The 26,628-nt window shown below is 54.7% G+C and carries 26 protein-coding genes and 1 pseudogene; 8 read left to right on the plus strand and 19 right to left on the minus strand.

Going from position 1 to position 26,628, the window contains the following annotated elements; genetic code table 11:
• Positions 1 to 50: 50 nt before the first annotated feature.
• From BV390_RS23355 to BV390_RS23370, 4 genes are all read right to left on the minus strand, one after another.
• On the minus strand, positions 51 to 1,316 hold the full coding sequence (locus BV390_RS23355; RefSeq protein ID WP_032696650.1) for an MFS transporter: 1,266 nt from the start codon (positions 1,314 to 1,316) through the stop codon (positions 51 to 53).
• 42 nt (positions 1,317 to 1,358) lie between these two features.
• Positions 1,359 to 3,482, minus strand: a complete 2,124-nt coding sequence (locus BV390_RS23360; RefSeq protein ID WP_032690111.1) for an alpha-galactosidase — start codon at positions 3,480 to 3,482, stop codon at positions 1,359 to 1,361.
• 113 nt (positions 3,483 to 3,595) lie between these two features.
• Positions 3,596 to 4,591, minus strand: a complete 996-nt coding sequence (locus BV390_RS23365; protein ID WP_032690112.1) for a substrate-binding domain-containing protein — start codon at positions 4,589 to 4,591, stop codon at positions 3,596 to 3,598.
• Between the two features lie 95 nt (positions 4,592 to 4,686).
• Complete coding sequence (locus BV390_RS23370) at positions 4,687 to 5,235, minus strand: helix-turn-helix domain-containing protein (protein WP_032690113.1); 549 nt, start codon at positions 5,233 to 5,235, stop codon at positions 4,687 to 4,689.
• Between the two features lie 100 nt (positions 5,236 to 5,335).
• On the opposite strand from BV390_RS23370, the gene BV390_RS23375 reads away from it, so the two are divergent.
• The gene (locus BV390_RS23375) at positions 5,336 to 5,995 is read left to right on the plus strand and encodes an AzlC family ABC transporter permease (protein WP_032690114.1); all 660 of its coding nucleotides are present in this window, start codon (positions 5,336 to 5,338) and stop codon (positions 5,993 to 5,995) included.
• Positions 5,995 to 6,318, plus strand: a complete 324-nt coding sequence (locus BV390_RS23380; protein WP_032690115.1) for an AzlD domain-containing protein — start codon at positions 5,995 to 5,997, stop codon at positions 6,316 to 6,318. Before BV390_RS23375 ends, BV390_RS23380 begins: the two co-directional genes overlap by 1 nt.
• A 41-nt stretch (positions 6,319 to 6,359) precedes the next feature.
• Here the strand turns inward: BV390_RS23380 and BV390_RS23385 are convergent, their stop codons facing one another.
• The 9 genes from BV390_RS23385 to fdhD all read right to left on the minus strand — a co-directional run bounded on the left by BV390_RS23385 (position 6,360) and on the right by fdhD (position 12,766).
• Positions 6,360 to 6,914, minus strand: coding sequence for a P-loop nucleotide/nucleoside kinase family protein (locus tag BV390_RS23385; protein WP_032690116.1), 555 nt, complete (start codon positions 6,912 to 6,914; stop codon positions 6,360 to 6,362).
• Positions 6,911 to 7,348: a PTS sugar transporter subunit IIA gene (locus tag BV390_RS23390; protein WP_032690117.1), complete on the minus strand. Its 438-nt coding sequence runs from the start codon at positions 7,346 to 7,348 to the stop codon at positions 6,911 to 6,913. Before BV390_RS23390 ends, BV390_RS23385 begins: the two co-directional genes overlap by 4 nt.
• A 9-nt stretch (positions 7,349 to 7,357) precedes the next feature.
• A complete protein-coding gene (locus BV390_RS23395; protein WP_004869323.1) occupies positions 7,358 to 7,627 on the minus strand; it encodes a hypothetical protein in 270 nt (89 codons plus the stop codon).
• 65 nt (positions 7,628 to 7,692) lie between these two features.
• Positions 7,693 to 8,535 (minus strand): class II fructose-bisphosphate aldolase, encoded by an 843-nt coding sequence (locus BV390_RS23400; RefSeq protein ID WP_032696659.1) that lies wholly within the window; start codon positions 8,533 to 8,535, stop codon positions 7,693 to 7,695.
• Positions 8,522 to 9,889 (minus strand): PTS sugar transporter subunit IIC, encoded by a 1,368-nt coding sequence (locus BV390_RS23405; RefSeq protein WP_032690118.1) that lies wholly within the window; start codon positions 9,887 to 9,889, stop codon positions 8,522 to 8,524. Before BV390_RS23405 ends, BV390_RS23400 begins: the two co-directional genes overlap by 14 nt.
• Positions 9,882 to 10,196: a PTS sugar transporter subunit IIB gene (locus tag BV390_RS23410; protein ID WP_032690119.1), complete on the minus strand. Its 315-nt coding sequence runs from the start codon at positions 10,194 to 10,196 to the stop codon at positions 9,882 to 9,884. The genes BV390_RS23405 and BV390_RS23410 overlap by 8 nt, the downstream gene beginning before the upstream one ends.
• An 11-nt stretch (positions 10,197 to 10,207) precedes the next feature.
• Positions 10,208 to 11,188 (minus strand): 6-phosphofructokinase, encoded by a 981-nt coding sequence (locus BV390_RS23415; protein ID WP_085397416.1) that lies wholly within the window; start codon positions 11,186 to 11,188, stop codon positions 10,208 to 10,210.
• A 401-nt stretch (positions 11,189 to 11,589) separates the two neighbouring features.
• Positions 11,590 to 11,802 (minus strand): YdgH/BhsA/McbA-like domain containing protein, encoded by a 213-nt coding sequence (locus tag BV390_RS23420; RefSeq protein ID WP_032690121.1) that lies wholly within the window; start codon positions 11,800 to 11,802, stop codon positions 11,590 to 11,592.
• A 127-nt stretch (positions 11,803 to 11,929) separates the two neighbouring features.
• Positions 11,930 to 12,766: a formate dehydrogenase accessory sulfurtransferase FdhD gene (fdhD, locus tag BV390_RS23425; RefSeq protein ID WP_032690122.1), complete on the minus strand. Its 837-nt coding sequence runs from the start codon at positions 12,764 to 12,766 to the stop codon at positions 11,930 to 11,932.
• 157 nt (positions 12,767 to 12,923) lie between these two features.
• Between fdhD and fdnG the strand changes: the two genes are divergently transcribed.
• The 5 genes from fdnG (at position 12,924) to BV390_RS23455 (ending at position 19,568) form a co-directional block, all read left to right on the plus strand.
• Positions 12,924 to 15,974 carry a formate dehydrogenase-N subunit alpha gene (gene fdnG / locus BV390_RS23435; RefSeq protein WP_094898567.1) on the plus strand — a complete coding sequence of 1,017 codons (3,051 nt, stop codon included), beginning with the start codon at positions 12,924 to 12,926 and terminating at the stop codon, positions 15,972 to 15,974.
• A 12-nt stretch (positions 15,975 to 15,986) separates the two neighbouring features.
• Positions 15,987 to 16,889, plus strand: coding sequence for a formate dehydrogenase subunit beta (fdxH, locus tag BV390_RS23440; protein WP_004869304.1), 903 nt, complete (start codon positions 15,987 to 15,989; stop codon positions 16,887 to 16,889).
• A complete protein-coding gene (gene fdoI / locus BV390_RS23445) occupies positions 16,886 to 17,521 on the plus strand; it encodes a formate dehydrogenase cytochrome b556 subunit (RefSeq protein ID WP_032690125.1) in 636 nt (211 codons plus the stop codon). The genes fdxH and fdoI overlap by 4 nt, the downstream gene beginning before the upstream one ends.
• Positions 17,518 to 18,447, plus strand: coding sequence for a formate dehydrogenase accessory protein FdhE (fdhE, locus tag BV390_RS23450; RefSeq protein WP_032690126.1), 930 nt, complete (start codon positions 17,518 to 17,520; stop codon positions 18,445 to 18,447). Before fdoI ends, fdhE begins: the two co-directional genes overlap by 4 nt.
• A 197-nt stretch (positions 18,448 to 18,644) precedes the next feature.
• Positions 18,645 to 19,568 (plus strand): alpha/beta hydrolase, encoded by a 924-nt coding sequence (locus BV390_RS23455; RefSeq protein ID WP_085397417.1) that lies wholly within the window; start codon positions 18,645 to 18,647, stop codon positions 19,566 to 19,568.
• A gap of 15 nt (positions 19,569 to 19,583) precedes the next feature.
• On the opposite strand, the gene fabY is transcribed toward BV390_RS23455, so the two are convergent.
• The 6 genes and pseudogenes from fabY to typA form a co-directional block, all read right to left on the minus strand.
• Positions 19,584 to 20,525 (minus strand): fatty acid biosynthesis protein FabY, encoded by a 942-nt coding sequence (fabY, locus tag BV390_RS23460; RefSeq protein ID WP_032690128.1) that lies wholly within the window; start codon positions 20,523 to 20,525, stop codon positions 19,584 to 19,586.
• Positions 20,526 to 20,569: 44 nt separating this feature from the next.
• On the minus strand, positions 20,570 to 21,007 hold the full coding sequence (dtd, locus tag BV390_RS23465; protein WP_004869291.1) for a D-aminoacyl-tRNA deacylase: 438 nt from the start codon (positions 21,005 to 21,007) through the stop codon (positions 20,570 to 20,572).
• A gap of 2 nt (positions 21,008 to 21,009) precedes the next feature.
• Positions 21,010 to 21,864, minus strand: a complete 855-nt coding sequence (locus BV390_RS23470; protein WP_032690129.1) for a virulence factor BrkB family protein — start codon at positions 21,862 to 21,864, stop codon at positions 21,010 to 21,012.
• A 2-nt stretch (positions 21,865 to 21,866) separates the two neighbouring features.
• Entirely contained in the window at positions 21,867 to 22,457 is a 591-nt protein-coding gene (gene yihX / locus BV390_RS23475) for a glucose-1-phosphatase (RefSeq protein ID WP_049267336.1), read from the minus strand.
• A gap of 56 nt (positions 22,458 to 22,513) precedes the next feature.
• A pseudogene (locus BV390_RS23480) lies at positions 22,514 to 22,768 on the minus strand (transposase); the annotation flags it as partial.
• A 160-nt stretch (positions 22,769 to 22,928) separates the two neighbouring features.
• A complete protein-coding gene (gene typA, locus BV390_RS23485) occupies positions 22,929 to 24,752 on the minus strand; it encodes a ribosome-dependent GTPase TypA (RefSeq protein WP_032690133.1) in 1,824 nt (607 codons plus the stop codon).
• Positions 24,753 to 25,130: 378 nt separating this feature from the next.
• Between typA and glnA the strand changes: the two genes are divergently transcribed.
• Positions 25,131 to 26,540, plus strand: a complete 1,410-nt coding sequence (gene glnA / locus BV390_RS23500; protein ID WP_004127100.1) for a glutamate--ammonia ligase — start codon at positions 25,131 to 25,133, stop codon at positions 26,538 to 26,540.
• Positions 26,541 to 26,628: the final 88 nt, after the last annotated feature.

A 26,628-nucleotide genomic window follows, 5' to 3' on the forward strand; every position in this document is an offset into this window, starting at 1 on the left:
CGGCGTCGTGCCTGGCGCTCGGCCACGCCGGGTTATGGCTAACTGCACGATCAGGTCGTCATCGCCTTGCCCTCTACGCTACCCTGGGGGGCTTTACCTGATAATGTGATAGCCGAGATAAGCGTGACCACCAGCGCTATTCCGCCAAGGATCATATAGGTGTCCTGGAAGCCAATCCGGTCATACATGTTGCCGGCAAACGCGGAGAGGAAAATCGCCGCCACCTGTTTGGCAAACTGAAAACCGACCAGGTAGATCGTCGCCGACAGGCGAGTATCGAAGACGCCGGTGATGTATTTAAATGCCCCCACCAGCAGGAACGGAACCTCGAGCGCATGGAGCATTTTCAGCGCCACCACTTCAGCGGCCGTCGTGGCAAACGATGAACCGATCATCCTTGCCGCCATCACCATCCCGGCAATCAACAAGGTATTTTTGGCGCCGATACGGTTAATAATCCATGGTGAGCAGAACATGATAATAGCATTGCAGATCTCCCCGGCAGTGGTGGCAAAACCAAACGCCCTCGTGCCTGCCTCCGGGGTGGTAAAGAAGGATTTAAAGAAGGTGGCGAACTGCTGATCGAACACGTCATAGACACAGGCCACGCCAACCACATACAAAATAAACATCCACATTTTGCGCTGGCGGAACATGCGCACCGCGGTTTTCAAATCCACAGCGGAACGATTGGCCCCCAGGGAGCCCAGCACCTGGGTCGCCTGACTGGCCTGCGGCTTAGCTATCGCCACCAGTACCAGCAGCAGCAAGGCCGCGACCGATCCCATCCAGAAAACCCATTCCGGGTTGACGCTAAACAACATGCCTGCCGTGGTCGCGCACAGCGCCCATCCCAGGCAACCGAAGGTACGCGCTTTGCCATACTCAAACCCGCTATTCCGGCTGACGCGCTCGATGTACGCCTCCATCGCCCCGGCGCCCGCGGAAAACACAAAGCCGATATAGGCACCGCCGCTTAACGCACCGACCCAGATATTGGTTTTCAATAACGGAGCAAACACGTAGAGGAAGAACGGCGCAATCAGCACCAGCAGGACGGAGACGACCCACATCAGATGCTTCTTTAGCCCCAGCTTATCCGAGATAACGCCCAGCACCGGCTGAAAACAGATCGCAAACAGAGACAGGCTGGAAAACACAATACCGGTCTCGGTTTTGTTCAGTCCGATAACGTCCGATAGCCAGATCGGCAGAAACGGAAAACAGGTGGCCATGATGAAAAAGTAGAGAAAGAAGAACAGCCCGAAAATCCAGAAGTTAGGGTTGTTTTTATGGGTACAGGCGGTCGGGTTCATTTTTATATTCCTCAATAAGGGCCGCCGGGCGGCCCATTGCCATCACACGCGTTGCAGACCAATCAAAATGGCGCTTTCCGGGTCGAGAATCGGCAGCGCCAGTCCCGCCTGTTGCAACCACTCGCCGCTTACCGTCTGCGGTGAGGTCATCCACGCCGGCAGCTTGCGCATGGTGTGACCGCCCTCCCCCGTTATCTGAATATTCGGGTGATCAAGGAGCGTAATGTGATACCGCGCCCCCGCCTCCAGGCCCGCGATGCGCAGCGGCGCCATCAGGCTGTAATCCGGCATCGCCAGTTGGCTCACCAGAAACAGCGCCTGCCCCTTATCTTCGCTGACCACGCCGTGTGCGAGGGTAGTAGTGTCCGGCATATCCAGCCGCCACTGCACGCCATGGTGAATCACGTCGCGCCACTGCTTATGCAGCGCCGCATACTTGCGGTAGCCGGCACGCTCCTGTTCATCGGCGCTCACCGGATCCAGCTCCAGCCCCATATGACCAAACAACGCGGTCAGGCCGCGAAAAGCGATACTGTGCTGGCGGAAGGTGGCGTGACAGTGACGGTTGCCGATATGGGCCCCCATCACTTCCGGCGGGAAGAAATAGCTCATGCCGCGCTGGATGGTATTACGCTCCAGCGCATCGTTATTGTCTGAAGCCCAGAAGCGGTGGCTGCGTTTAAGCACCTCGTAATCAATGCGTCCGCCGCCGGAAGAACAGGATTCAAACTCGATCTGCGGGAAGCGGGCCACTAAGGTATCCAGCAGGCGATAAAACTGACGGGTTTGCGCGTCGGCCGCCGCTTTGCCGTTATGCGCCGGCTGCACCAGCTCGCGGTTCATATCCCACTTCACGTAATCAACCGCATGTTCGCCCAGCAGCCAGCTCATCCGCTCCAGCAGATAATCGAACGCCTGAGGGATATTCAGGTTCAGAACATACTGATGACGTCCGGTCGGCGCCTTATAGCCCGGCAGCGCCAGCACCCAGTCAGGATGCGCGCGATATAAATCGGAGTTCGGGTTAATCATTTCCGGTTCAACCCAGATGCCAAACTCCATGCCCAGCGACTTCACATGCTCAATCACCGGCGTCAGACCATTGGGATACTTCTTCTCATCGAGATACCAGTCGCCGAGCGCCGCCCAGTCGTCGTTGCGCCCTTTAAACCAGCCGTCGTCAATGATAAATCGCTCGACGCCCAGCGCCGCCGCCTCATCCGCCATGCGCATGATGTATTGCGGATCATGGTCGAAGTAAATCCCTTCCCAGGTATTGAGATGCACCGGTCGCGGCTTATTGTCCGGAAAACGAATGATCTGCTCACGCAGATAGCGGTGGAACTGCTGGCTCATACCGTTCAGCCCCTGAGCGGAATAGCTGGCATAGAGGCTGGGTGTCCACAGCGTTTCCCCTTCCGCGAGCGCCATTTCGCCCGGCAGATACAAGGCTTCCGCCTGCAGGTAGCGGCGGCCGTCGGTTTTCACCTCCGCCCGCAGACGGTGGTTACCGCTCCAGCCCAGATGCACGCCCCAGACCTCTCCCTCCATTTCGCAAAACGCCGGGCTACCGGTAATCAACGCCGGAAAATGTTCATGGGAGGTGCGTCCGCGGCGATTTTCCAGCACAAAACTGTCGTGCTCAAGGGTCAGACGATGCGGCTGAAATTCGCGAATCCAGCGGCCGTGGAACGCCATAACTTCGCGGGCACGTTCGGCAACCGGGAGCGTCACGGCCAGGCGATCGACCTGCCAGGGCTGCGAGCGAAGATTGGTTAAGCCATGTCGGACGCGCAGGACGCCGCTGCTATCGAGCTCAATCTCGCTATCCAGACGCAGACCGGCCTGCTTGTCTTCGCTGGTCAGCGTTAAGCGCTGCCCCTCGTGGAAAATCCCGGTAGTCACAAAGACCGGCGAACCATCCAGGCCCTGACGATGCCCTTCAATTCCCGGCGCGCCGAACAACCCGTGGCCCAGCTCGGCCATCAAGGTGACCGGCGAGTCAACATCAAGGCGACCGTTGGCGATCGGGCGAGCAAGTGTGTCAGCATCCTGCGGCGAAAAGTGCGCTAAATGCGGCCCCCAGTAGATAATTTCGGCGAACGGCTGGGTTTTGATCACCACATCAACCGTGGCGCTTTGCAGACGTAAAATCGAATCAGACATCAGACATCTCCACAACAAGGAATGTCTTACTGTTGATCCGAAACGTTTCGGGTAACAACCAAAACGTTTCGGATCCGTGATCGAGTGCAGAAATTAGCGTTGTAGAAAGACGATCAGGCGGTTTCGCCAGGGATGAATTCAGGTTGCCAGAGCACCTGTAAAGAGGAGAGATCGTCACCGGCGATCAGCCGCCGGACCATCTCTGCAATCTGCCGGCCGACGCCCTGACGGGTGGACTGAACCACCGCAGCGACCGGAGTATCGATAATGCTGTCCTGCGGCAATCCGTCATAAACCACTAATGACACGCGGCTATCGCCGGTCAGGCGACCCAGCTGCGAGAGCGCCATCGCCGCGCCGTCGCCGTGGGTATTGCAGTCAGTGACGATCGCCGTCGGCGGCTCCGGCAGGCGCAATAGCTCCAGCGTAGCCTGGTATCCGCCGCGTCGGGTGGGCGACACGCTACGCAGCCAGCTATCGGACAGACCCGCTTCACGCAAGGCGTCCAGGTAGCCGTTACGCCGCTGAATGATAAACGCCTGGCTGTTGTTTTCCCCCAGCAGGGCGATGCGCCGATGGCCCTGGCTGATTAAGTGGCGGGTCGCGCGATACGTCCCGGCATAATTATCGAAATCAAACCAGGCGTAGGGCTGCGGCAGGCGGCTGCGACCAAGAGCGAGGAACGGGAACCCGGAGGAGAGCAACTGCGTCAGACGCGGATCGTCATCGAGCGTGTGCGCCACGATCAGCGCATCGACTCGCCGGCTTTGCACCATGCGCATATAGCCATGTTTATCCGCCTGCTCATCATCCGCGATCAGCAGCAAATCAATTTCATAACGCGCCAGCTCATGGCTAATCTCCCCGACCATCTCGAGAAACACCGTGTTATTCAGCGGAGCCGGACGTACGGGGAACACCAGACCCACGGCATCGATTTTGCCCATTTTAAGACGCCTGGCAAAGGTATTGGGCCGATAGCCGCGGCGTTTCGCTTCTGCCTCGACGCGGGCTCGCGTCTCCTGCGACACGTCATCATAGCCGTTTAATGCCCGGCTGACGGTGGTGACCGAGATCCCAAGTTCTTTAGCAATGGCTTTCAGCGACATATGTATCCCTGTCTTCGCGGAGAATGCGGCTAGTTTCCCGCAATACGGAGATGGCGTCCAGCAACAGCGACGGCGCCTGTGTCCTCGCCATCCCGTTAGTTTTGTTCAGCAACCAGTATCGCCTGGGTATCCGGTTCCAGCGCCTGGAAAACATGTTCCTGATCCGCCGGATAGCAGATGTAATCCCCTTCACCTAGCTCTTCCGGCGCTTCGGTCAACCCGACCCGCGCGCGCCCCTGAGTAATAATAATATGCTCAACCGAACCCGGTGGATGGGGGTGAGAAATTCGGTCAGCGCCTGGCTGCGTCAGTAATAAATAGATATCGCGGCGCGCACCCGGCGGACAACTCGCCAGCAAAATAGCCTGGTAATGGGCCTGTTCGGCCACCACTTTGGTTCCTTCTCCGCGACGCAATACCTGTGTCTTTTGCGCCTGCGGCTCCAGCAGCTGCGCAAAAGGGATATCCAGCGCGACGCAGAGGGCCCACAGGGTCTCCAGGCTAGGATTACCGTTGCCCGATTCCAGCTGCGATAACGTTGATTTAGCAATACCCGCCCGGCGCGCCACTTCCGCCAGCGACAGCCCGGTACGTGCACGTTCACGTACCAGACTTTTGGCAATCAGGCTAATTGGCTGTGTCATACACGGCTCCACGTTTTTTATATCGAACGATTCGTTCGTCTTGAAAATCGATACTGATGCGTTCATTATAATGGAAATTCGTTCGATATGGCTAAATAGTATGAAGCAGCACCTCTCCTGTCTCAAAGCAGACACTATCAAAGCGATAGCGTTAGTGTGCCTGGCAGTCGGCATCGTCGGCATGTCCTACGGTTCGCTGGCGATAGCCTATGGCTTCCCGGTCTGGGTTCCGTTTGCGCTCTCCCTTTCGGTACTGGCAGGCGCCTCAGAATTTATGTTTATCGGCATTATCGCCAGCGGCGGGAACCCGCTAGCCGCTGCGGCGGCAGGCCTGCTGGTCAACGCCCGTCATATTCCGTTCGGCGTCACGGTGCGCGACCTGGTCGGCAAACGCGGCGTCAGCCTGCTGGGTTGCCATATTATGAATGATGAGAGCGTGGTGTTCGGGCTCTCGCAAAAAACGCCGGAACAGCGTAAAGCCGCCTACTGGCTGTGTGGCCTCGGCGTGGCGATGATCTGGCCCGCCGGGGCACTGCTCGGCGCCATGGTCGGCAAGCTGTTACCCGACCCGGAAACCATTGGTCTGGATGCGGTATTCCCGGCTATTTTGCTGGCGCTGGTCATTCCGGCGTTTAAGAATCGCACCACCTTAATTCGCGCCTGCAGCGGCGCGGCGCTATCCCTTGCCACCGTTCCCTTCGCTCCGGTGGGTTTGCCGGTGCTGCTCTCTCTGTTTGGTTTGATGACGAGGAAAAAATAATGGCTGATATCACGCTGTTCATCGTCGGCATGGCGATTTTATCGGCAGGAACCTATTTGATGCGCCTGGGCGGGGCGAAGCTCGGCAGTCGTTTAGCGCTTTCTGAACGATCTCAGGCGCTGCTTTCCGATGCGGCAACGGTGTTGCTGTTTTCTGTGGCCCTGGCGACCACCTTTTATGAAGGTGAACATTTTGCTGGCATGGCACGAGTGCTGGGCGTCGGTTTCGCCGTTTTTCTTGCCTGGCGCAAGATGCCGCTGATCGTGGTGATTATTTCGGCGGCGGTGGTCACGGCGCTGCTGCGTCTGGCCGGACTTTCGTAGGCCGGACAGGCGTAAGCGCTATCCGGCAATCAGACGCTCCGTCAACCTAGCGTCTGCTTAATCCACGCCGATAGCCTGACAATATCCAGCGGTTGCTGTTGATCCACCGTGAAGACCGGGCCAAATCGCATCGGCTCAGCCCGTTCAGCCAGCAGGGCAAGTTCCGGCAGATATTCTTCTCCGGGGTGGCCCGCGCGGCGCTCCTGCAGGCGCGTGGCATAGCGTGACACGGCAAGCTCAGGGGAGATTTGATTCCAGATCTCAACCACTTTCTCAACCCCCGCCTGATGCAGCAACCGCTGCAGAGTTTCCCGGGGCTGGAAACCGAACCAGGCGTCGATTAACCAGATAACGTTGGCTGGCGAATTCCCGATGATCGACCAGATAACCTCGTAGGCCGCGCATCCCAACTGACGGTTAAAAGGCCGATCGATGTCGGTAAAGCACGCCATAAACGGCTCTTTAATCTCATCGATGGTCAGGAGCGGCAGGCCAAAGGTTTGCGATAGCGCCTGGGTTATCGTGCTCTTTCCCGAAGCGGGGATGCCGTTAATTAAGATCACGGTTTTACAGCCTGCAGTGAGATGTCTGTTCATAACAACGCAATCACCTCTTCTCTGGTACTGGCGGCGCGAAGCCTGGCCATGGTTTCGTTATTGTCCAGCAGCGCAACAATCGCCCGAATTCCCTCTTCAATATGCGCATTACTATCCTGAGCGCCGAACATAATGACGATATCCGCCCTGTCGCTTCCGGCAAATTGAATCGGTTTATCTAATACCACCAGACTGAAGCAGTTTCGCTTCACCCCGCACTCCGGTCTGGCATGGGGAATGGCAATCCCCTCTTCGAATACGTAATAAGCTCCATGATTGAGAGTATTATCAATAACCGCTTTACTATAACTCTCAGAGATATACCCGTTCGCCACCAGGGGACTGGCGGCAAGCTCAATCACCTTGCGCCAGTCAGACTCCATCACGCCGACCTGAATCGCATCGGCCTCAATCAGCAAATCTTTTATGGTCATTACGCCTCCCTAGATATTACGGCGAATAATATTGCGTAACTCATCAATACGAATAAATAGTGCGTCGATATCCTGACGATGTATTTTGCTTTTAGCATACACCGATAGCGCCCTGTTATACTTCAGCATCAATGCCTTCTGGATTTCACCATTGCCAGGCTCGCCCTGCAGTTCATTTTCCAGCGTCTTTATTTCCTCAGCCAGCTCACGGGACAGCCGATCATAATCCTGCGGCGGATGATTCTCTTTTTTCCACAACGCTTTCAGTGATTGAAACATAATCTTCTCCCGCCCTGACGGGTGCAGGGCTAACCTGGTAATAACAATCTATTATTGCGGTTGGACTATTTAAATAATTCCATTTTTTCCATCAGCACCTGCGTGACCGCATTATTGGCGGGAATTAAAAACTTACGCACGCTGTCATTAACCTTGCCTTTTTCAAAAGTGGTTTTACATTGGTCAACCCACTGCACGTTCATTTCTGTGCCCACATTGACCTTATTAATCCCTTCAGTCACCGCTTTACGCATATCCTCATCACTGACGCCGGTACCGCCGTGCAGCACCAGCGGAACGCCCGTAGCCCGGCTAATCTCCTTCAGGCGCTGATGCTGGATCTGCGCCTTTCCGGTATAAAGGCCGTGCACCGTGCCGACGGATACAGCCAGCATGTCAACCTGGGTCTCATTTACAAAGCGCGTGGCGTCTTCGACGGTGGTAAAACAGATATCCTCTGCGGCAACGGCTTTACCATCTTCTGAACCCCCGATGGCGCCCAGCTCCCCTTCAACGGTGATATTCCGCGGCCGCGCCATTTCCACCACAATCCGCGTATTGCCGATATTTTCTTCGAGCCCCAGGTGTGAACCGTCATACATAACCGATGAAAATCCGGCATTCATGGCCGTTTCAATCGCACTAATATCAGAACAGTGATCCAGATGCAGACAGGTTGGCACATTTTCACTTTCCGCCAGTGAGCGGACGGCATCCACCAGTAAACGATAGCCAAGATATTCCGCCGTACCGGTCGAGATTTGAATCATTAAAGGGCTATTGCTCTTTTGCGCAGCTTTAAAAAAAGCCGGTAGCATTTCAATACAGTGCAAATTAAATGAGCCAATAGCTTTGTAATTTCTTTGCTGGGCGACTTTCAGAATATCGTTGAAATTATACAGACTCATGAATATTTTCCCCTTTAGGCTTAGATGATGTACCGTTTACGAACCATGCCAGTGCGGCGACAAAAACAATAAACAAGGCGACAAATAACCAGTTATTCTGCAAGGCATGGCCTAATACCAGCCCTGAACTAATGACATCTGAATCACTGAATGTGACGCCGGTAAAACCGTAGCTTTCAAGCATCGGTACCAGAATGGCAGGCAGGAAAGTAATAAACAGACCGTGAACCACGCCGCCAATCATTGCCCCGCGACGCCCCCCCAGCGCATTACCAAAGACGCCCGCCGTACCGCCGGCAAAGAAGTTGGTTAACAGTCCCGGGAGGATCATCGCCAGACCAAACATCGGGAAGACCAACATGCCGATGATCGAACCCACGGTAGTCGCCAGGAATCCCACGATGACCGCGTTCGGGGCATAAGGGAACAGTACGGGGCAGTCCAGCGCTGGTTTCGCATCCGGAACAATACGCATGGCAATACCGCGAAAAGCCGGGACCAGTTCATTCAGTAATAAGCGCACGCCGCTGTAGAGGACAAAGACCCCTGCCACAAACTGAACAGACTGCATAAAGGCATACATCATGTAGTTCACGCCGCCGGAAAACTGGGCGATATACTCTGGTCCGGCCGCCAGCGCCGGAATCAGGTACATGGGGACCATCACCACCGCCATGGCGAGATAGGTATCCTGCAGAAACTTGAAGTTATCAGGCAGTTCAAGATCTTCAGTGGAACGGGAGCCTTTACCCACCACTTTGGCCACCGCTGCCTGGACTAAATATCCGATGGTGCAAAAATGGCCGAGAGCCACATCGTCAGAATCGGTAATGCGTCTGACCACCGGCTGCGCTAATGCCGGCATCAGTACCGCCATGACGCCGCCAAAGATACCGCCGGTCAGGATCAGCGGCAGCCCGGTCAGCCCGGCTTTGTAGCCAATCACCGTGCCAATCGTCGCCATCCACAGCAGCGCCTGCCCAGTGAGGAAGATATATTTCAGCGGCGTCAGGCGGGCGATAATAATGTTAACGGCAAAGATCACCATCAGCGTCAGCGCCACTTCAGAACCCAGCTCCCGATTCGCCAGACCGGCGATAGCGGCGACATCGGTGATGTATCCTTTCATCCCGAAACCGTGGGTGAAGATATCGTTAAGGAAGCTCAGGGTGGCGACAATAATATTAATGCCGGCCATCATAATTAAGAACCCGAGCAGCGTTTTAAATGTCCCCTCTACTGTTTTACCCACTGACTTCTTCTGTAAGATCAGACCCAGCATGGCAATAAACGCGATTAATATCGAAGCCTGGCCGAGCAAATCTTTTACAATAAACTCGATAAAGCTATTCATGATCGGCCACCTTCAGATTACGCTCCTTCAGGAATGAGACGATTTTTCGCTCAATTTCATCTTTATCCGTCAGCTTGTTGAGGACCACCACTCGTTTTATTTCCTCTTCAGTAGCGTCGGCAGTTAATATGTCGGCAAATGTTTTTTGCGTCAGAATAATGTCAGATTTAAATGCTCCAGCTTCAGATACGGTGGTATGTTCAATATGTGCAGGAATTTCCAGCTTCTTTAATACTGCTTTCGCCGTCATTTCGATGGCAAAGCTTGAACCGAGGCCGCAGCCACATACGCAAAGAATTTTCAGCATGTAGGGTCTCCTCAAATAATATTGAGTTGTTTGGCAAGTTTATAATGATGTCCTTCGATATCTACCAGACGTTTTTTCATACTGACTAAGTCAATTGGAATAGGTTTATTGCTTGAATTTATAATAATGGCTTTATTTTTCATTCCTGACTGAATACAGCGAACAACTTCATTCGCCATGATCGTGCCCTGGTAAATTTCTTCGCAGGTCGGGTCGCCGCTGCGCAGTCCATAGCCGATGATGGTTTTACGGATGCGGACACCGATACGTGGCTCAAGCTGCTTGATCATCGTATCGATAGCCCCTTGAAACCCAGGTGAATACTCCCTGGTGTAACCTTCAGAGCAAAGTATCACCACGCTGTTTTGCTCGCGAAGCTTGCCTCTGACGCGCTCAGCCAGATCCTCTAATGACATCTGTGCTTCCGGGATCAGCGCAATATCGGCATTACTTTTAATCGCTGACTGCAGCGTTAGCTCTCCACAATACCCTCCTAATATTTCAACCATAAACACCCGTCCAGGTAATGCCCTGCCGGTATTTCTTAAACGAGAAACCTCCTTGATAATTTGTTCGCAGGCTGTAGAAAATCCGATAGTATAATCACTACCGTATACATCGTTATCGATAGTCATCCCGACACCGAAACAGTTAATATCAAATTCGCTAAGCGTATTAAGGAACTGTAGGCTACCATCACCACCGGCCATAATAAGTACATCAAGGCGCAGTGACTTAATTTTCCTGGCTATAGTTTCATACTCATTTCTCAGCAATTTGCGAGTGGTTCGGCCGGACGTAATAACAGGCAGTGAACAAATAGAGAAATCGACAAGATCCCGCCAGGCGATGTCCTGGTGATTTTTATCGAGCAGCCCAGGTATTCCACCATTAAAAATGGTGATCTCCGCTCTCGCGAGTTTCGCAACCTGAAAAATGAAATTATTAATTCCAGACACATCGCCACCGCTAATAACAATACCGATTTTCATGGTCACCACCGTCATATTTGCTTGCCCACATTTATCCCTAAGTTCAAGACCTGGATTTGCAATCAAGATCACATAATTATGATTAATTTATCCGTTGTAACGATTGACAGATATAAATATGGAGTGTTTTTTGTGATGAACATCTCACTTAAAAGATGAGATCGTCTTAACAGTTATTTTTAAATAACGTTATTATTCATTAGGTTAAATATTGAGAGGAGAGCGCGTCATTTTGCTTGCCAGAGGCTTAACCTCGTTGCCAAAAGCAAAGAAGAGAAACGTGATAAACACCACATTTTTTTGAGGAGAAGTGGAGGCGTTGGGTGGAGGGATTTCACGATGATGAAAGCACAAAAACAAAAAAAGCGCCCGCAGGCGCTCTTTCGACGGTGGTGCCGGTTTTATTTATTCAGTTCTGCCGTCATATGCACGCGGTTACCGGTGAAGGCTTCGGTGATGGTGTAAGAAGAAGCACCGGCGGCCTGAGCCTGAGCGGCGATTTTCGCTTCCGCGCCGTCCATTGTAGAGGAGGTTGCGCTCACTGACTGTGCAGCGAAAGAACCGAAGGAAGCGGTAAGAGCGATAACTGCAGCAAAAGTTTTGATGCTTTTCATGATGTAAATCCTTCATTAAGTTGTTTGGGTAAGGCGTTTTGCCTTGATGTGATAAATAGTAGACCTCACAACCCACAACTAAAAGCGGAAGGATTTGCTCTCATCATTCAAAAAAATTGACTTATTTTTAACCTGCGATCAGCCGCTGCGGATGGGTATAAACCGTCGCCCTGCCCGGGCGGCAAAAGCCCACCAGCGTCAGGTTGCAACGTTCCGCGACCTCCACCGCCAGTGCAGTGGCGGCGGAAACTGCAAACAGAATTTCCACCCCGCACATTGCCGCCTTCTGCACCATCTCGTAGCTGGCGCGGCTGGAGACTAACGCCGCTCCGCATTGCCAGTCATCGCCCTCTTCTACGCGCCGCCCCAGCAGTTTGTCCAGCGCGACGTGACGCCCGACATCCTCGTGTCCGCCCGCCAGCTCACCAGACGGACGCAGCCACGCTGCCGCATGGGTGCAGCCGGTGATATGGCCAATCGGCTGAACATCACGAAGCTGCTCCAGCGCGCGATCGAGATTCCCCAGGCTAAAGGTTTGCGTGAAAGGTAAAGGTTGCACCGGCTTGCCGATATCGTTGAGCTGCTCAACGCCGCAAACGCCGCAGCCGGTACGCCCGGCCAGCGCGCGACGGCGCTCTTTCAGCCCCATAAAACGACGGCTGGAAAGTTCAATCTGCACTTCCAGACCGTTGCAGGCCTGCACCACCTCCATCCCGTAGATCTCGCGCCGGTTTTCAATAATCCCTTCGGATAATGAGAAACCGACGGCAAATCGTTGCAGATCCTTGGGAGAGGCCATCATGACAACGTGTGAGATACCGTTATAGACCAGCGCCACAGGAACCTCTTCGGCTAATTCGTCAGACTGCGGATGTTGCAAATCATCGCGCTTCCAGAGCGCGACCTGACGACATCCTGTGATGCTTGTCACATTTTCAATTTGTTCGGGAGGGTTCTTATTCACTTTGTCTTAACCGTATTGGAACAGGCATACACACAATGTGGTATTCTTTGCATACCCCTTCAAGTGAAAGGGTGATCACCCCCCAATTCTGAACCTTTGCGGCGCTTACCGCAAAGTAAATAACTACATGTGACAATGTCGATACAAGGAGTGAACCATGCAGGTCAGCAGAAGGCAGTTCTTTAAGATCTGCGCTGGCGGTATGGCAGGCACAACGGCTGCAGCGCTGGGTTTTGCCCCAGGCGCCGCGCTCGCGGAAACCCGGCAATATAAGCTGCTGCGTACCCGTGAAACCCGTAACACCTGTACGTACTGTTCTGTCGGTTGTGGGCTGTTAATGTATAGCCTCGGCGACGGTGCGAAAAACGCCAAAGCATCCATCTTTCATATCGAAGGTGACCCTGACCATCCGGTCAACCGTGGTGCGCTCTGCCCGAAAGGGGCGGGTCTGGTCGACTTTATCCATTCCGAAAGTCGTCTGAAATTCCCGGAATATCGTGCGCCAGGCTCCGACAAGTGGCAGCAAATAAGCTGGGATGAAGCGTTCGATCGCATCGCGAAGCTGATGAAAGAAGACCGCGATGCCAACTTTATCGCCAAAAACGACGCCGGCACTACCGTCAACCGTTGGTTGACCACCGGGATGCTGTGCGCTTCAGCCTCCAGTAACGAAACCGGCTATTTAACGCAGAAATTCACCCGCGCGCTCGGTATGCTCGCGGTCGACAACCAGGCGCGCGTCTGACACGGACCAACGGTAGCAAGTCTTGCTCCAACATTTGGTCGCGGTGCGATGACCAACCACTGGGTTGACATCAAAAACGCCAACCTGATCGTGGTGATGGGCGGTAATGCCGCTGAAGCGCACCCGGTAGGGTTCCGTTGGGCGATGGAAGCCAAAATTCACAACGGCGCGAAGCTGATTGTTATCGACCCACGCTTTACGCGTACCGCGTCGGTAGCCGACTTCTATACCCCGATTCGTTCCGGGACTGACATTACCTTCCTGTCAGGCGTTATCCTGTACCTGCTGAATAACGAAAAATTCAACCGCGAGTACACCGAAGCCTATACCAACGCCAGCCTGATTGTGCGTGAGGATTACAGCTTCGACGACGGGTTGTTCAGCGGCTATAACGCGGAAAAACGCAGCTACGATAAGACCAGCTGGAACTATGAGCTGGACGAAAACGGCTTCGCCAAACGCGATACCTCCCTGCAACATCCGCGCTGCGTATGGAACCTGCTGAAACAGCACGTTTCCCGCTATACCCCGGACGTCGTGGAAAACATCTGCGGTACGCCGAAGGCCGACTTCCTGAAAGTCTGCGAGTACATCGCCGAAACCAGCGCACCGGATAAAACCGCGTCATTCCTCTACGCGCTCGGCTGGACGCAGCACTCTATCGGCGCGCAGAACATCCGTACCATGGCGATGATCCAGCTGCTGCTCGGCAACATGGGGATGGCCGGTGGCGGCGTGAACGCCCTGCGCGGTCACTCCAACATCCAGGGGCTGACCGACCTGGGGCTGCTGTCGCAGAGCCTACCGGGTTATATGACGCTTCCGAGTGAGAAACAGACCGACCTGCAAACCTACCTGACCGCCAACACGCCGAAGCCACTGTTGAAAGATCAGGTGAACTACTGGGGCAACTACCCGAAATTCTTCGTATCAATGATGAAGGCCTTCTTTGGCGATAAAGCGACGGCGGAAAACAGCTGGGGCTTCGACTGGCTGCCGAAGTGGGATAAGGGCTACGACGTCCTGCAATACTTCGAGATGATGCACCAGGGCAAAGTGAACGGCTATCTGTGCCAGGGCTTTAACCCGGTGGCCTCATTCCCGAATAAAAACAAGGTGGTCGAATCGCTGTCGAAACTGAAGTTCCTGGTGACCATCGATCCGCTCAACACCGAAACGTCCACCTTCTGGCAAAACCACGGTGAGTCGAACGATGTCGATCCGGCGAAAATCCAGACCGAAGTGTTCCGTCTGCCCTCCACCTGCTTCGCCGAAGAGAACGGTTCTATCGTCAACTCCGGGCGTTGGCTACAGTGGCACTGGAAAGGCGCGGACGCCCCGGGGATTGCGACCACCGACGGTGAAATTCTGGCCGGTATCTTCTTACGCCTGCGGAAAATGTACGCCGAAGAAGGCGGCCCGACGCCAGAACCGGTGCTGAATATGACGTGGGACTACTCCACGCCGCACGAACCGGCTTCGGAAGAAGTGGCGATGGAGAGCAACGGTAAGGCGCTGGCGGATCTGACCGACCCGGTCACCGGCGCGGTAGTGGTGAAGAAAGGCCAGCAGCTCAGCTCCTTTGCGCAGCTGCGCGATGACGGCACCACCTCCAGCGGCTGCTGGATCTTCGCCGGGAGCTGGACACCGGAAGGCAACCAGATGGCCCGCCGCGATAACGCCGATCCGTCAGGGCTGGGTAATACGCTGGGCTGGGCCTGGGCGTGGCCGCTCAACCGCCGTATCCTGTATAACCGCGCCTCGGCGGACCCGCAGGGTAAACCGTGGGATCCGAAGCGTCAGATTCTGAAATGGGACGGCGCCAAATGGGCCGGTATGGATATTCCGGACTACAGCGCCGCCGCACCGGGCAGCGATGTCGGGCCGTTCATCATGCAGCCCGAAGGCATGGGTCGCCTGTTTGCTCTCGATAAGATGGCGGAAGGTCCGTTCCCGGAACACTATGAGCCGTTTGAAACGCCGCTGGGCACCAACCCGCTACACCCGAATGTCGTCTCTAACCCGGCCGCCCGCGTCTTTAGCGGTGACCTGGAACAGATGGGTAAAGCGGATAAGTTCCCGTACGTCGGTACCACCTACCGTCTCACCGAGCATTTCCACTACTGGACCAAGCATGCGCTGCTCAACGCCATCGCCCAGCCGGAACAGTTCGTGGAAATCGGCGAGAAGCTGGCGAATAAGCTCGGCATCGCGCATGGCGATACCGTTCGCGTCTCCTCCAACCGCGGCTATATCAAAGCCAAGGCGGTGGTGACCAAGCGTATTCGCACGCTGAAAGTGGACGGTAAGGATATCGATACGATCGGTATTCCTATCCACTGGGGCTATGAAGGGGTGGCGAAGAAAGGCTTTATCGCCAACACGCTGACGCCGTTCGTCGGCGATGCGAACACGCAAACGCCGGAGTTTAAAGCCTTCCTCGTGAACGTGGAAAAGGTGTAACGGAGACGACTTATGGCTTATCAATCGCAAGACATCATTCGTCGTTCCGCGACTAACGGTTTCACTCCCGCGCCTCAGGCGCGGGACCACCAGCAGGAAGTCGCGAAGCTAATCGACGTCACCACCTGTATTGGCTGTAAAGCCTGTCAGGTCGCCTGTTCAGAATGGAATGACATCCGTGATGAAGTCGGCAGCAACGTCGGGGTGTACGATAACCCCGCGGATCTGACCGCCAAATCCTGGACGGTAATGCGCTTCTCGGAAGTGGAACAGAACGACAAACTGGAGTGGCTGATCCGTAAGGATGGCTGTATGCACTGCGCCGATCCGGGCTGCCTGAAGGCCTGTCCGTCGGAAGGGGCAATCATTCAGTATGCCAACGGCATCGTCGACTTCCAGTCCGAACAGTGTATTGGCTGCGGCTACTGCATCGCCGGCTGTCCGTTTGACGTCCCCCGACTCAACCCGGAAGACAACCGCGTCTACAAATGTACGCTGTGCGTAGACCGCGTCACCGTGGGCCAGGAACCGGCATGCGTGAAAACCTGTCCGACCGGGGCGATTCACTTTGGCTCCAAAGAGGACATGAAGGTGCTGGCCGGCGAACGCGTCGCCGAGCTGAAAACTCGTGGATATGACAATGCGGGCCTGTACGATCCGGCTGGCGTAGGCGGAACGCACGTGATGTACGTACTGCACCACGCCGACAAGCCGAATCTGTATCACGGCCTGCCGGAAAATCCGGAAATCAGCGCCACCGTGAAGTTCTGGAAAGGTATCTGGAAACCGCTCGCGGCGGTAGGGTTTGCCGCGACCTTTGCAGCCAGCGTCTTCCACTATGTCGGGGTCGGTCCGAACCGTGCGGAAGAGGAAGAGGACAACCTGCATGAAGAGAATGACGAGGTGCGCAAATGAAAAGACGTGACACCATCGTGCGCTACACGGCGCCGGAACGCATCAACCACTGGGTCACCGCCTTCTGCTTCATGCTGGCGGCGATAAGCGGACTGGGATTCTTTTTCCCGTCCTTCAACTGGCTGATGCAAATCATGGGCACTCCGCAGCTGGCGCGCATTCTGCACCCGTTTGTTGGGGTCATTATGTTTGCCTCATTCATCATCATGTTTTTCCGCTACTGGCACCATAACCTAATCAATCGGGATGATATCTTTTGGGCGAAGAATATTCGTAAGATCGTCGTCAACGAGGAAGTGGGTGACACCGGGCGCTATAACTTCGGCCAGAAATGCGTATTCTGGGCGGCGATTATTTTGCTGGTTCTGCTGCTGGTCAGCGGTGTGATCATCTGGCGTCCGTATTTTGCGCCTGCGTTCTCAATCCCGGTAATCCGGTTAGCGCTCATGCTGCATTCATTTGCCGCCGTTGCCCTAATTGTGGTTATCATGGTGCATATTTACGCCGCCCTGTGGGTGAAAGGCACCATTACCGCGATGGTGGAAGGCTGGGTTACCAAAACATGGGCGAAGAAACATCACCCCCGCTGGTACCGAGAAGTTCGCCAGAAACAGGAAAATAAGACTGAATGAGTATTCGCATAATCCCGCAAGATGAGCTGGGTTCGAGCGAGAAACGCACGGCGGATTATATTCCGCCGTTGTTATTCCCCAGACTCAAGAACCTCTACAACCGCCGCGCAGAGCGTCTGCGCGAGCTGGCAGAGAACAACCCGCTGGGCGATTTTCTGCGTTTTGCCGCGCTGGTCGCCCACGCGCAGGAAGTGGTGCTCTACGACCACCCGCTGCAAATGGACCTGACCGCGCGCATCAAAGAAGCCAACGCGCAGGGCAAACCGCCGCTGGATATTCACCTCCTGCCGCGCGATAAGCACTGGCACAAGCTGCTGCATTCGCTCATTGCCGAGCTGAAGCCGGAGATGAGCGGTACCGCGCTGGCGGTTATCGAGAATCTGGAAAAATCCTCCGATCTGGAGCTGGAAGAGATGGCAAGCGCGCTGTTCGCTTCCGACTTCTCGCTGGTGAGCAGTGATAAAGCGCCGTTTATCTGGGCCGCCCTGTCGCTCTACTGGGCGCAAATGGCCAGCCTGATCCCAGGTAAAGCCCGCGCCGAATACGGTGAAGCACGCCAGTTCTGCCCGGTATGCGGCTCAATGCCTGTTTCCAGCATGGTGCAGATTGGGACCACTCAGGGGCTGCGCTACCTGCACTGCAACCTGTGTGAAACTGAATGGCACGTGGTGCGCATCAAATGCAGCAACTGCGAACAGACCCGCGATCTCAACTATTGGTCGCTGGAAAATGAAGACGCGGCGGTGAAAGCCGAAAGCTGCGGTGACTGCGGAACGTACCTGAAGATTCTGTATCAGGAAAAAGATCCGAAAGTGGAAGCCGTGGCCGACGATCTCGCCTCGCTGGTGCTGGATGCCCGCATGGAGCAGGAAGGCTTCGCCAGAAGTTCGATTAACCCGTTTATGTTCCCGGGTGAAGGGGAGTAAATCCCCTCATAGTGCCGGGTAATCCAGGTTACCCGGCACTCCACCCCGATGCGTAAGCACCTCAGCCGAGGAACGCCTTCGCTTTAGTACGCCCCACTCCCGGCCCCAGCGCTCATTTCTCACAAAAAAACCCTTTTCTATCGGCTGCAATCCAGGCTATAACGCTGTATATCCATACAGATTAAAAGAATATAATGATGGCACTGGAACAAGGTATCGCCCGGCTGGTTGAGGAGTTTATCGCCGCAGGGCGCCCCTCTTCACGACAGCAGAATATTGATGACCGGAGGGCGGGTTATGTAGCCAGTACGGTGCTGGCCGGAGAAAGCGAAACGCGTGTGCAGGTGGACGACATCACGCTGGAAGGAATCAATTTTCGCGTGGTATCACCGCAGAATGCTGCCGGCCCTCTACCTACCGTTATCTACTATCACGGCGGCTGTTTTGTCAGCGGCGGCTTCACCACCCACGATAAACAATTGCGCCAGCTGGCGTATGAAAGCGGCTGCCGGGTGATTGCCGTGCAATACCGGCTGGCGCCCGAGCAGACGTTTCCTGCCGCGCACAATGACGCGGAACGGGGAGCGCAGATTATCCGGCGCCACGCAGAGTCGCTTGGGGTGGATACCTCGCGAATCACCCTTGCGGGCGATAGCGCGGGGGGCAATCTGGCTCTCGTCACCGCGCTACGGCTGAAAGCTGCGGGGACCTGGCTGCCCGCGCAACTGATTCTGATTTATCCCATGCTGGACGCTACCGCGGCTTCGGCAAGCTACATCAGCAACGGAGAGGATTACATCATCACCCGGGATACGCTGCTGAGCGGCTACGAAATGTACCTGCCCGCCACGGAATCTGCACACCCGGAGGCCAGCCCGCTCTGGCGTGACGACTTCAGCGGTCTGCCGCCCGTGCATATCCTCACCGCCGAATATGACCCGCTGCGCGATGAAGGCGAAGCGCTGTACCAACGGATGGTTGAGCAAAATGTGGCCTGTACCTGCCAGCGCTATGCTGGCGTGATTCACGGTTTCTTTCAGCTGGGTGGCATCAGTCTGGCGGCGCGCCATGCCATGGGAGATATCGCCTGGCGAATCCGTTCGCCAGGTCGGTCGCTATAATCGCTGCGGCGGGAATTACTCTTCTTCGTTCCCGCCCTCTTCATACGAACCAAACGGCTTCGCGGGCAGAACGATGTAAATGCCTTCAAAAATGGCGCCCAGACTCTCGCCGCCAAACAACTCAACCTGCAGCTGCACGCGGGCTTTACGTCCACGCGCCAGACGGTCGAGATCGCCGCTGAGCGAACCCAGATCGGCCACTGCGCTCGGGCGGCCGCTAATCGGCTGGCTGTAACGGATATGGGCATCGGCGAGAATAATCGTACCGCCCAAATGCCGTTCGCGCAGCATCAGCCAGATCAGCCCCCAGCCGGTCAGCGTCGCCAGGGAAAACAGACTTCCGGCAAACAGCGTATGGTGCGGATTCTGGTTACCGGCTTCGGGCATGGTGGTGATGAAATTTTTGCCGGTGTACTGCTGAATGCGCACACCCATTTTTTCGCTGAGCGGAATGTGCTGATACCAGGCCTGCTGCAGCTGCCCGCACCAGTCGCCGCGATGCAGAATATCGTCCAGCGAGGCGATCGGTTTAATCATCAGGAAGTGGCGGATAGGCGTGGTGGTTGGCGTGGTAATCTCGCCCTGGTTAACAAAACCGAGCTTGGCAAAAAAATCCACCGCGTCTTCGCGAGCGCTACAGGTCACGCGCTTAACGCCCTCCTGACGGGCGACGGACTCCAGCGTCATCGCCATCAGCGTACCCAAGCCTTTATCCTGCACCGACGGGTGTACGGCCATAAAACGAATGGAGGCTTCGTTCTCCGCATTGATATATAGCCGCCCGACGGCAACCAGGTTGCCTTCTTCATCCACTACCATCTGGTGATGCGCCATCGCATCCCAGGCGTCACGCTCCGATCCTTTGGGCTGATGAAGCGGCTTACGCAACATCTCCCAGCGGAACTGATAGTAGCTCTCGAGTTCGTCTTCTGTTTGCGGTACACGAAGGTGATACATAGCTGTACTCTCTTTTGTTACCCGCAGCCGGCCCGGAAGCTGGCTCATACCTGCAACCAAAAGGTCACAGGACCATCATTCACCAGTGATACCTGCATATCCGCAGCGAATCTCCCGGTTTGTGTGTTCATCTCCTGCTGGCGACAGCGCGCGACAAAATAGTCATACAGCGCTTCTGCTCTGTCAGGGGCGGCCCCTTTGGAAAACCCCGGGCGCATACCCCGTTCGGTATCCGCTGCCAGCGTGAACTGTGAGACCACCAGCACGCTGCCGCCGGACTGCTGCACATTCAGATTCATTTTTCCTTCGGCGTCGCTGAAGATACGATAGCCAAGCACGCGCTCGCACAGGCGATTCGCTTTTTGCTCATCATCGTCTTTCTCGACGCCCAACAACACCAGAAGCCCCGGGCCGATTTCACCCGTCACCTCGCCCTCCACGGTTACGCTTGCACGGGATACGCGCTGAATTAATGCAATCATAGTTATTCTGTTTCTTCTTTTTTAAGTTTGCGGTATTCCTCGAGAGTGACAGTAATTTCTGCCCCAAGCAAGACGATACACCACGTCCAGTACACCCAGACAAACAAAATAGGCACCACGGCTATCACGCCGTAAATCAGCTGGTACGACGGGAACGCCGTGATATATAAGGCAAACGCTTTTTTACCCGCCTCAAATAACAGCGCCGCCACCAGCGATCCGATAATCGCATCGCGATTGCGTACCTGGGTCGTCGGTACAATGCTGTAAAGCAGCCAAAACGCCGTCCACGATAAAATCAGCGGGAAGAGACGCAGCACATCATCAATCACGCCGTTCAGTTCGCTTGCCCAGCGCAGAGACAGCAGATAAGAGCTGATGGCCAGGCTCGCCCCCGCCAGCAGCGGCCCCAGCGTCAGAATCATCCAGTAAACGGCAAACGAGTAAATTTTGGACCGGGTGCGCGTGCTGCGCCAGATAGTGTTCAGCGCGCTATCAATAGAATACATCAGCAGCAGTGACGTCACGATCAGCCCGAAGGCGCCGACGGCCGTCATCCGGCTGGAGTTCGCGACAAACTGTTCGATGTATCCCTGGATGACATCCCCCGTCGCCGGGATGAAGTTAGCGAAGATAAAATGGCGAATCTGCCCGCTGACCTCGGAAAACATCGGAAATGCCGAGAACAGCGCAAAGACCACGGCGATCAGCGGCACCAGGGAGAGTAACGACACGTAGGCGAGATTCCCCGCCAGCGTGGTCATATGGTCTTCATCAATGCGCCGCCACAGCAGTTTTATCCAGGCCATCAGGGGCCGGACGCGGTGCTTTGCTTTTTGATGAACGGTTTTGAGCATAGTTATTTCGCAAAGTAGGCGGGGATGGTCTCCTTTCCGGTCACCAGAATACTGGTGATCCCCAACTGGTTAGCCCCCGCGATATTATCGGCGTTATCGTCAAAAAAGACCGTATCCTCCGCAGAGAAACCTTCCGACTGCAGGACGCTTTGATAGATTCGCGCCTCGGGTTTGCGCATCCCCATTTCCTGGGAAAGATAGATACGATCGGCGGCGGCCCGCACCTGCGGATATTCATCCGGCCAGAAAGTGGTATGCAGGCGATTAGTATTCGACAGGACAACCACGCGATGCCCCTGCTCACGCAGTTTTTGCATAATCGCGATGACGTCAGGGCGCAGAGAGACAAAAACGGCCTGCCAGCCGTGGGAAAACTGCTCATAGCTCAGCGACATATTCATTTCATGGCACATCGCCTGCGCAAAGGCCTCATCGCTAATTTCACCGCGTTCGTGCTGATGGAACGCCTCGCCCATGGTGAAATGCTGCTTGAGCGTCGCGAGCGGGATACGGCTCAAATCGCTCCATGTCCCGAGTACCCGGTTGAAGTCGATGTCGACAATCACATTACCTAAATCAAAGATATAGAGCATTTTTGTCTCCTTGCGCGCCATGAAAGATTAACTGTAGCGGGAAAGGCGGGGTTTGACTATGTATGGTTTTTAAACCGGCGTTCAGAACGATTTATGCTGCCCGGATAAGGAATCGATAACGGTCTTCCCATTTCATCCTCTTCAATCTGGTGCTTCATGTATTCCTGTATCTTCGCCGAGTTCTTGCCCACCGTATCGGCGTAGTCACCCCGGTGTCAGAACGCCCTGACTCTGTATTTGCACTTCAGATCACCAAACTGCTCATACAGTATCAGGCGACTTTTTCCCTTCAGATATCCCATAAATCCCGCACACTCATAACGGGCCCAAAGCGGAAAGATTTACGGCCCCCCTACCAGTGAACTGCCCCCGCCCAGCTTTTGGGATGCAGTTCACCTGACCGATGATTTTCTACAGACAAAAAAAACCCCGCCATCAAGGCGGGGTTCTGGCATCGACAAGAAGCGGGAATTAATCTTCTTTCGCACCGCGCATTGCGCGTTTACGGTCGTTCTCGGTCAGATGACGTTTACGGATACGAACGGAAGTTGGGGTCACTTCTACCAGTTCGTCGTCATCGATGAACTCCAGAGCCTGCTCCAGGGTCATCTTCACTGGCGGAACCAGGACCGTTGCTTCGTCAGTACCGGAAGCACGCATGTTGGTCAGTTTCTTACCGGTCAGGCAGTTTACAGTCAGGTCGTTAGAACGACTGTGAATACCGATGATCTGGCCTTCGTAAACTTCAGCACCGTGACCCAGGAACAGCTTACCGCGGTCCTGCAGGCTGAACAGGGCAAACGCAACCGCTTTACCCTGACCGTTGGAGATCAGTACGCCGTTCTGACGCTGGCCCACATCGCCCGCACGAATGTCATCGTAGTGGCTGAAGGTGGAGTACAGCAGACCAGTACCGGAAGTCATGGTCATGAACTCAGAACGGAAGCCGATCAGGCCACGGCTTGGGATCACGTAGTCGAGACGTACGCGGCCTTTGCCATCTGGATTCATGTTTTTCAGGTCGCCTTTACGCTCACCCAGAGCCTGCATGACAGAACCCTGATGCTGCTCTTCAACGTCCAGCGTTACGTTTTCGAACGGCTCTTGTTTACGGCCGTCGATTTCGCGGAAGATAACTTTCGGACGGGAAACCGCCATTTCGAAACCTTCACGACGCATATTTTCGATCAGAACCGACAGGTGCAGTTCACCACGACCGGAAACGCGGAATGCATCAGCATCCGGAGTTTCTTCAACGCGCAGCGCCACGTTATGCACCAGCTCTTTGTTCAGACGGTCAAGAATCTGACGAGAGGTAACGTACTTACCTTCTTTACCACAGAACGGAGAGGTGTTAACGCAGAAGAACATGGATACGGTTGGCTCATCGACTGACAGCGCCGGCAGCGCTTCAACATTCTGCGGATCGCAGATGGTGTCAGAGATGTTCAGTTCGCCCAGACCGGTGATCGCGATGATATCGCCCGCTTCAGCAATATCGCTGTCGATACGCTCCAGGCCCAGGTGGGTCAGAACTTTACCCACTTTACCGTTACGGGTTTTGCCTTCGCTATCAACGATAGTGACCTGCTGGTTTGGCTTCACTTTACCGCGTTTGATGCGGCCGATGCCAATGACGCCAACGTAGTTGTTGTAATCCAGCTGGGAGATTTGCATCTGCAGCGGACCATCAAGGTCAACGTTCGGTGCCGGAACACGATCGACGATAGTCTGATACAGCGGAGTCATATCTTCAGCCATATCTTCGTGATCCAGACCCGCAATACCGTTCAGCGCAGAAGCATAAACGATCGGGAAGTCCAGCTGTTCGTCGGTAGCGTCGAGGTTAACGAACAGGTCGAATACCTGATCGACAACCCAGTCAGGACGCGCGCCAGGACGGTCAACTTTGTTGATGACAACAATGGGCTTCAGGCCATGAGCAAATGCCTTCTTGGTTACGAAGCGCGTCTGCGGCATTGGGCCATCCATTGCGTCAACAACCAGCAGAACGGAATCAACCATGGACATTACACGCTCAACTTCACCACCGAAGTCGGCGTGCCCAGGGGTATCAACGATGTTGATACGGTAGTCATTCCATTTAATGGCGGTGTTTTTCGCGAGGATGGTAATCCCACGCTCTTTCTCCAAATCGTTGGAGTCCATCACTCGCTCTTGAGTTTCGGCACGCGCGTCGAACGTACCGGATTGCTGCAGCAGCTTATCAACCAGGGTAGTTTTACCATGGTCAACGTGCGCGATGATGGCGATATTACGCAAATTTTCGATCACAACTTTGCCTCAGGCATTAGAAATAGCGCGTTATTGTACACGGATTAATCGCAGTACAAAACAGGATCACAAACATCCTCCACAAACAAGTATTGCAGAGTTTCTTTGTGATCGCTTTCACGGAGCGTTAAAAGGGTTATTCAAGGTCAATTGCACCAAAATAGTGCCCAATGTTCACACAATTGCACTATATTGGTGCAATGCATTCATAATGGTGCAGCCCTTTTGCACGATGGAGTGCATGATAACGCCTTTTGGGGGCAATTTAAAAGTTGGCACAGATTTCGCTTTATATTTTTTAAGGCAACAACGCCACATTAAGCAGTTAAAAAGTTTTCGTTACCACGACGACAATGACCAATCCGGGAGAGTTTAAGTATGTCCGCTGAACACGTTTTGACGATGCTGAACGAGCACGAAGTGAAGTTTGTCGATCTGCGCTTCACCGATACCAAAGGTAAAGAACAGCACGTCACAATTCCTTCTCATCAGGTAAATGCCGAATTCTTCGAAGAAGGCAAAATGTTTGATGGCTCCTCGATTGGTGGCTGGAAAGGTATTAACGAATCTGACATGGTTCTGATGCCGGATGCGACCACTGCGCTGATCGACCCGTTCTATGAAGAACCGACGCTGATCATCCGCTGCGATATCCTGGAACCAGGTACGCTGCAGGGCTACGACCGTGACCCGCGCTCCATCGCCAAACGCGCGGAAGAATACCTGCGCTCTACCGGTCTGGCGGACACCGTTCTGTTCGGGCCAGAACCTGAGTTCTTCCTGTTCGACGATATCCGTTTCGGCGCCTCTATCTCCGGCTCCCACGTTGCTATCGACGACATCGAAGGCGCATGGAACTCCTCCACCAAATACGAAGGTGGTAACAAAGGTCACCGCCCAGGCGTGAAAGGCGGTTATTTCCCGGTTCCGCCGGTTGACTCCTCTCAGGATATCCGTTCCACCATGTGTATGATCATGGAAGAGATGGGCCTGGTTGTTGAAGCTCACCACCACGAAGTGGCTACCGCGGGTCAGAACGAAATCGCTACCCGTTTCAACACCATGACCAAAAAAGCGGACGAAATTCAGATCTACAAATACGTTGTGCACAACGTAGCGCACCGTTTTGGTAAAACCGCGACCTTCATGCCGAAGCCTATGTTCGGCGACAACGGTTCCGGTATGCACTGCCACATGTCTCTGTCCAAGAACGGCGTTAACCTGTTCTCTGGTGACAAGTATGCAGGCCTGTCTGAACAAGCGCTGTACTACATCGGCGGCGTTATCAAGCACGCTAAAGCGATCAACGCCCTGGCAAACCCGACCACCAACTCCTACAAGCGTCTGGTCCCGGGTTACGAAGCACCGGTCATGCTGGCTTACTCTGCCCGTAACCGTTCCGCTTCCATCCGTATCCCGGTAGTCACCTCGCCGAAAGCACGCCGTATCGAAGTGCGCTTCCCGGACCCGGCGGCTAACCCGTACCTGTGCTTCGCAGCACTGCTGATGGCTGGCCTTGACGGTATCAAGAACAAAATCCATCCGGGCGAAGCGATGGACAAAAACCTGTACGACCTGCCGCCGGAAGAAGCGAAAGAGATCCCACAGGTTGCAGGCTCTCTGGAAGAAGCACTGAACGCGCTGGACGCTGACCGTGAGTTCCTGACGGCTGGCGGCGTGTTCACCAACGACGCTATCGATGCTTACATCGCCCTGCGTATTGAAGAAAACGACCGCGTACGCATGACTCCGCACCCGGTTGAATTCGAACTGTACTACAGCGTCTGATTTTGCTGTAAATCCCCGGTATTCCGTGTTGTGGCGTGGGGTACCGTGGATATTTTGTTGCCGTGGAAACTTTCAGCCCATCTCAGGA

The organism is Klebsiella sp. YJ (assembly GCF_002108615.1).
GTDB lineage: Bacteria > Pseudomonadota > Gammaproteobacteria > Enterobacterales > Enterobacteriaceae > Klebsiella > Klebsiella planticola.

Excerpts from the sequence above, each read along its gene's own strand:
- BV390_RS23385 (WP_032690116.1), bottom strand. The coding sequence starts at position 6,914 with ATGAACAGACATCTCACTGCAGGCTGTAAAACCGTGATCTTAATTAAC.
- BV390_RS23455 (WP_085397417.1), top strand. The coding sequence starts at position 18,645 with ATGGCACTGGAACAAGGTATCGCCCGGCTGGTTGAGGAGTTTATCGCC.
- BV390_RS23405 (WP_032690118.1), bottom strand. The coding sequence starts at position 9,889 with ATGAATAGCTTTATCGAGTTTATTGTAAAAGATTTGCTCGGCCAGGCT.
- BV390_RS23400 (WP_032696659.1), bottom strand. The coding sequence starts at position 8,535 with ATGAGTCTGTATAATTTCAACGATATTCTGAAAGTCGCCCAGCAAAGA.
- BV390_RS23395 (WP_004869323.1), bottom strand. The coding sequence starts at position 7,627 with ATGTTTCAATCACTGAAAGCGTTGTGGAAAAAAGAGAATCATCCGCCG.
- fdhE (WP_032690126.1), top strand. The coding sequence starts at position 17,518 with ATGAGTATTCGCATAATCCCGCAAGATGAGCTGGGTTCGAGCGAGAAA.
- BV390_RS23380 (WP_032690115.1), top strand. The coding sequence starts at position 5,995 with ATGGCTGATATCACGCTGTTCATCGTCGGCATGGCGATTTTATCGGCA.
- BV390_RS23410 (WP_032690119.1), bottom strand. The coding sequence starts at position 10,196 with ATGCTGAAAATTCTTTGCGTATGTGGCTGCGGCCTCGGTTCAAGCTTT.
- fdoI (WP_032690125.1), top strand. The coding sequence starts at position 16,886 with ATGAAAAGACGTGACACCATCGTGCGCTACACGGCGCCGGAACGCATC.
- BV390_RS23390 (WP_032690117.1), bottom strand. The coding sequence starts at position 7,348 with ATGACCATAAAAGATTTGCTGATTGAGGCCGATGCGATTCAGGTCGGC.
- BV390_RS23360 (WP_032690111.1), bottom strand. The coding sequence starts at position 3,482 with ATGTCTGATTCGATTTTACGTCTGCAAAGCGCCACGGTTGATGTGGTG.
- BV390_RS23355 (WP_032696650.1), bottom strand. The coding sequence starts at position 1,316 with ATGAACCCGACCGCCTGTACCCATAAAAACAACCCTAACTTCTGGATT.
- BV390_RS23415 (WP_085397416.1), bottom strand. The coding sequence starts at position 11,188 with ATGAAAATCGGTATTGTTATTAGCGGTGGCGATGTGTCTGGAATTAAT.
- BV390_RS23370 (WP_032690113.1), bottom strand. The coding sequence starts at position 5,235 with ATGACACAGCCAATTAGCCTGATTGCCAAAAGTCTGGTACGTGAACGT.
- yihX (WP_049267336.1), bottom strand. The coding sequence starts at position 22,457 with ATGCTCTATATCTTTGATTTAGGTAATGTGATTGTCGACATCGACTTC.
- fabY (WP_032690128.1), bottom strand. The coding sequence starts at position 20,525 with ATGTATCACCTTCGTGTACCGCAAACAGAAGACGAACTCGAGAGCTAC.
- fdxH (WP_004869304.1), top strand. The coding sequence starts at position 15,987 with ATGGCTTATCAATCGCAAGACATCATTCGTCGTTCCGCGACTAACGGT.
- BV390_RS23375 (WP_032690114.1), top strand. The coding sequence starts at position 5,336 with ATGAAGCAGCACCTCTCCTGTCTCAAAGCAGACACTATCAAAGCGATA.
- glnA (WP_004127100.1), top strand. The coding sequence starts at position 25,131 with ATGTCCGCTGAACACGTTTTGACGATGCTGAACGAGCACGAAGTGAAG.
- BV390_RS23365 (WP_032690112.1), bottom strand. The coding sequence starts at position 4,591 with ATGTCGCTGAAAGCCATTGCTAAAGAACTTGGGATCTCGGTCACCACC.
- dtd (WP_004869291.1), bottom strand. The coding sequence starts at position 21,007 with ATGATTGCATTAATTCAGCGCGTATCCCGTGCAAGCGTAACCGTGGAG.
- BV390_RS23420 (WP_032690121.1), bottom strand. The coding sequence starts at position 11,802 with ATGAAAAGCATCAAAACTTTTGCTGCAGTTATCGCTCTTACCGCTTCC.
- BV390_RS23470 (WP_032690129.1), bottom strand. The coding sequence starts at position 21,864 with ATGCTCAAAACCGTTCATCAAAAAGCAAAGCACCGCGTCCGGCCCCTG.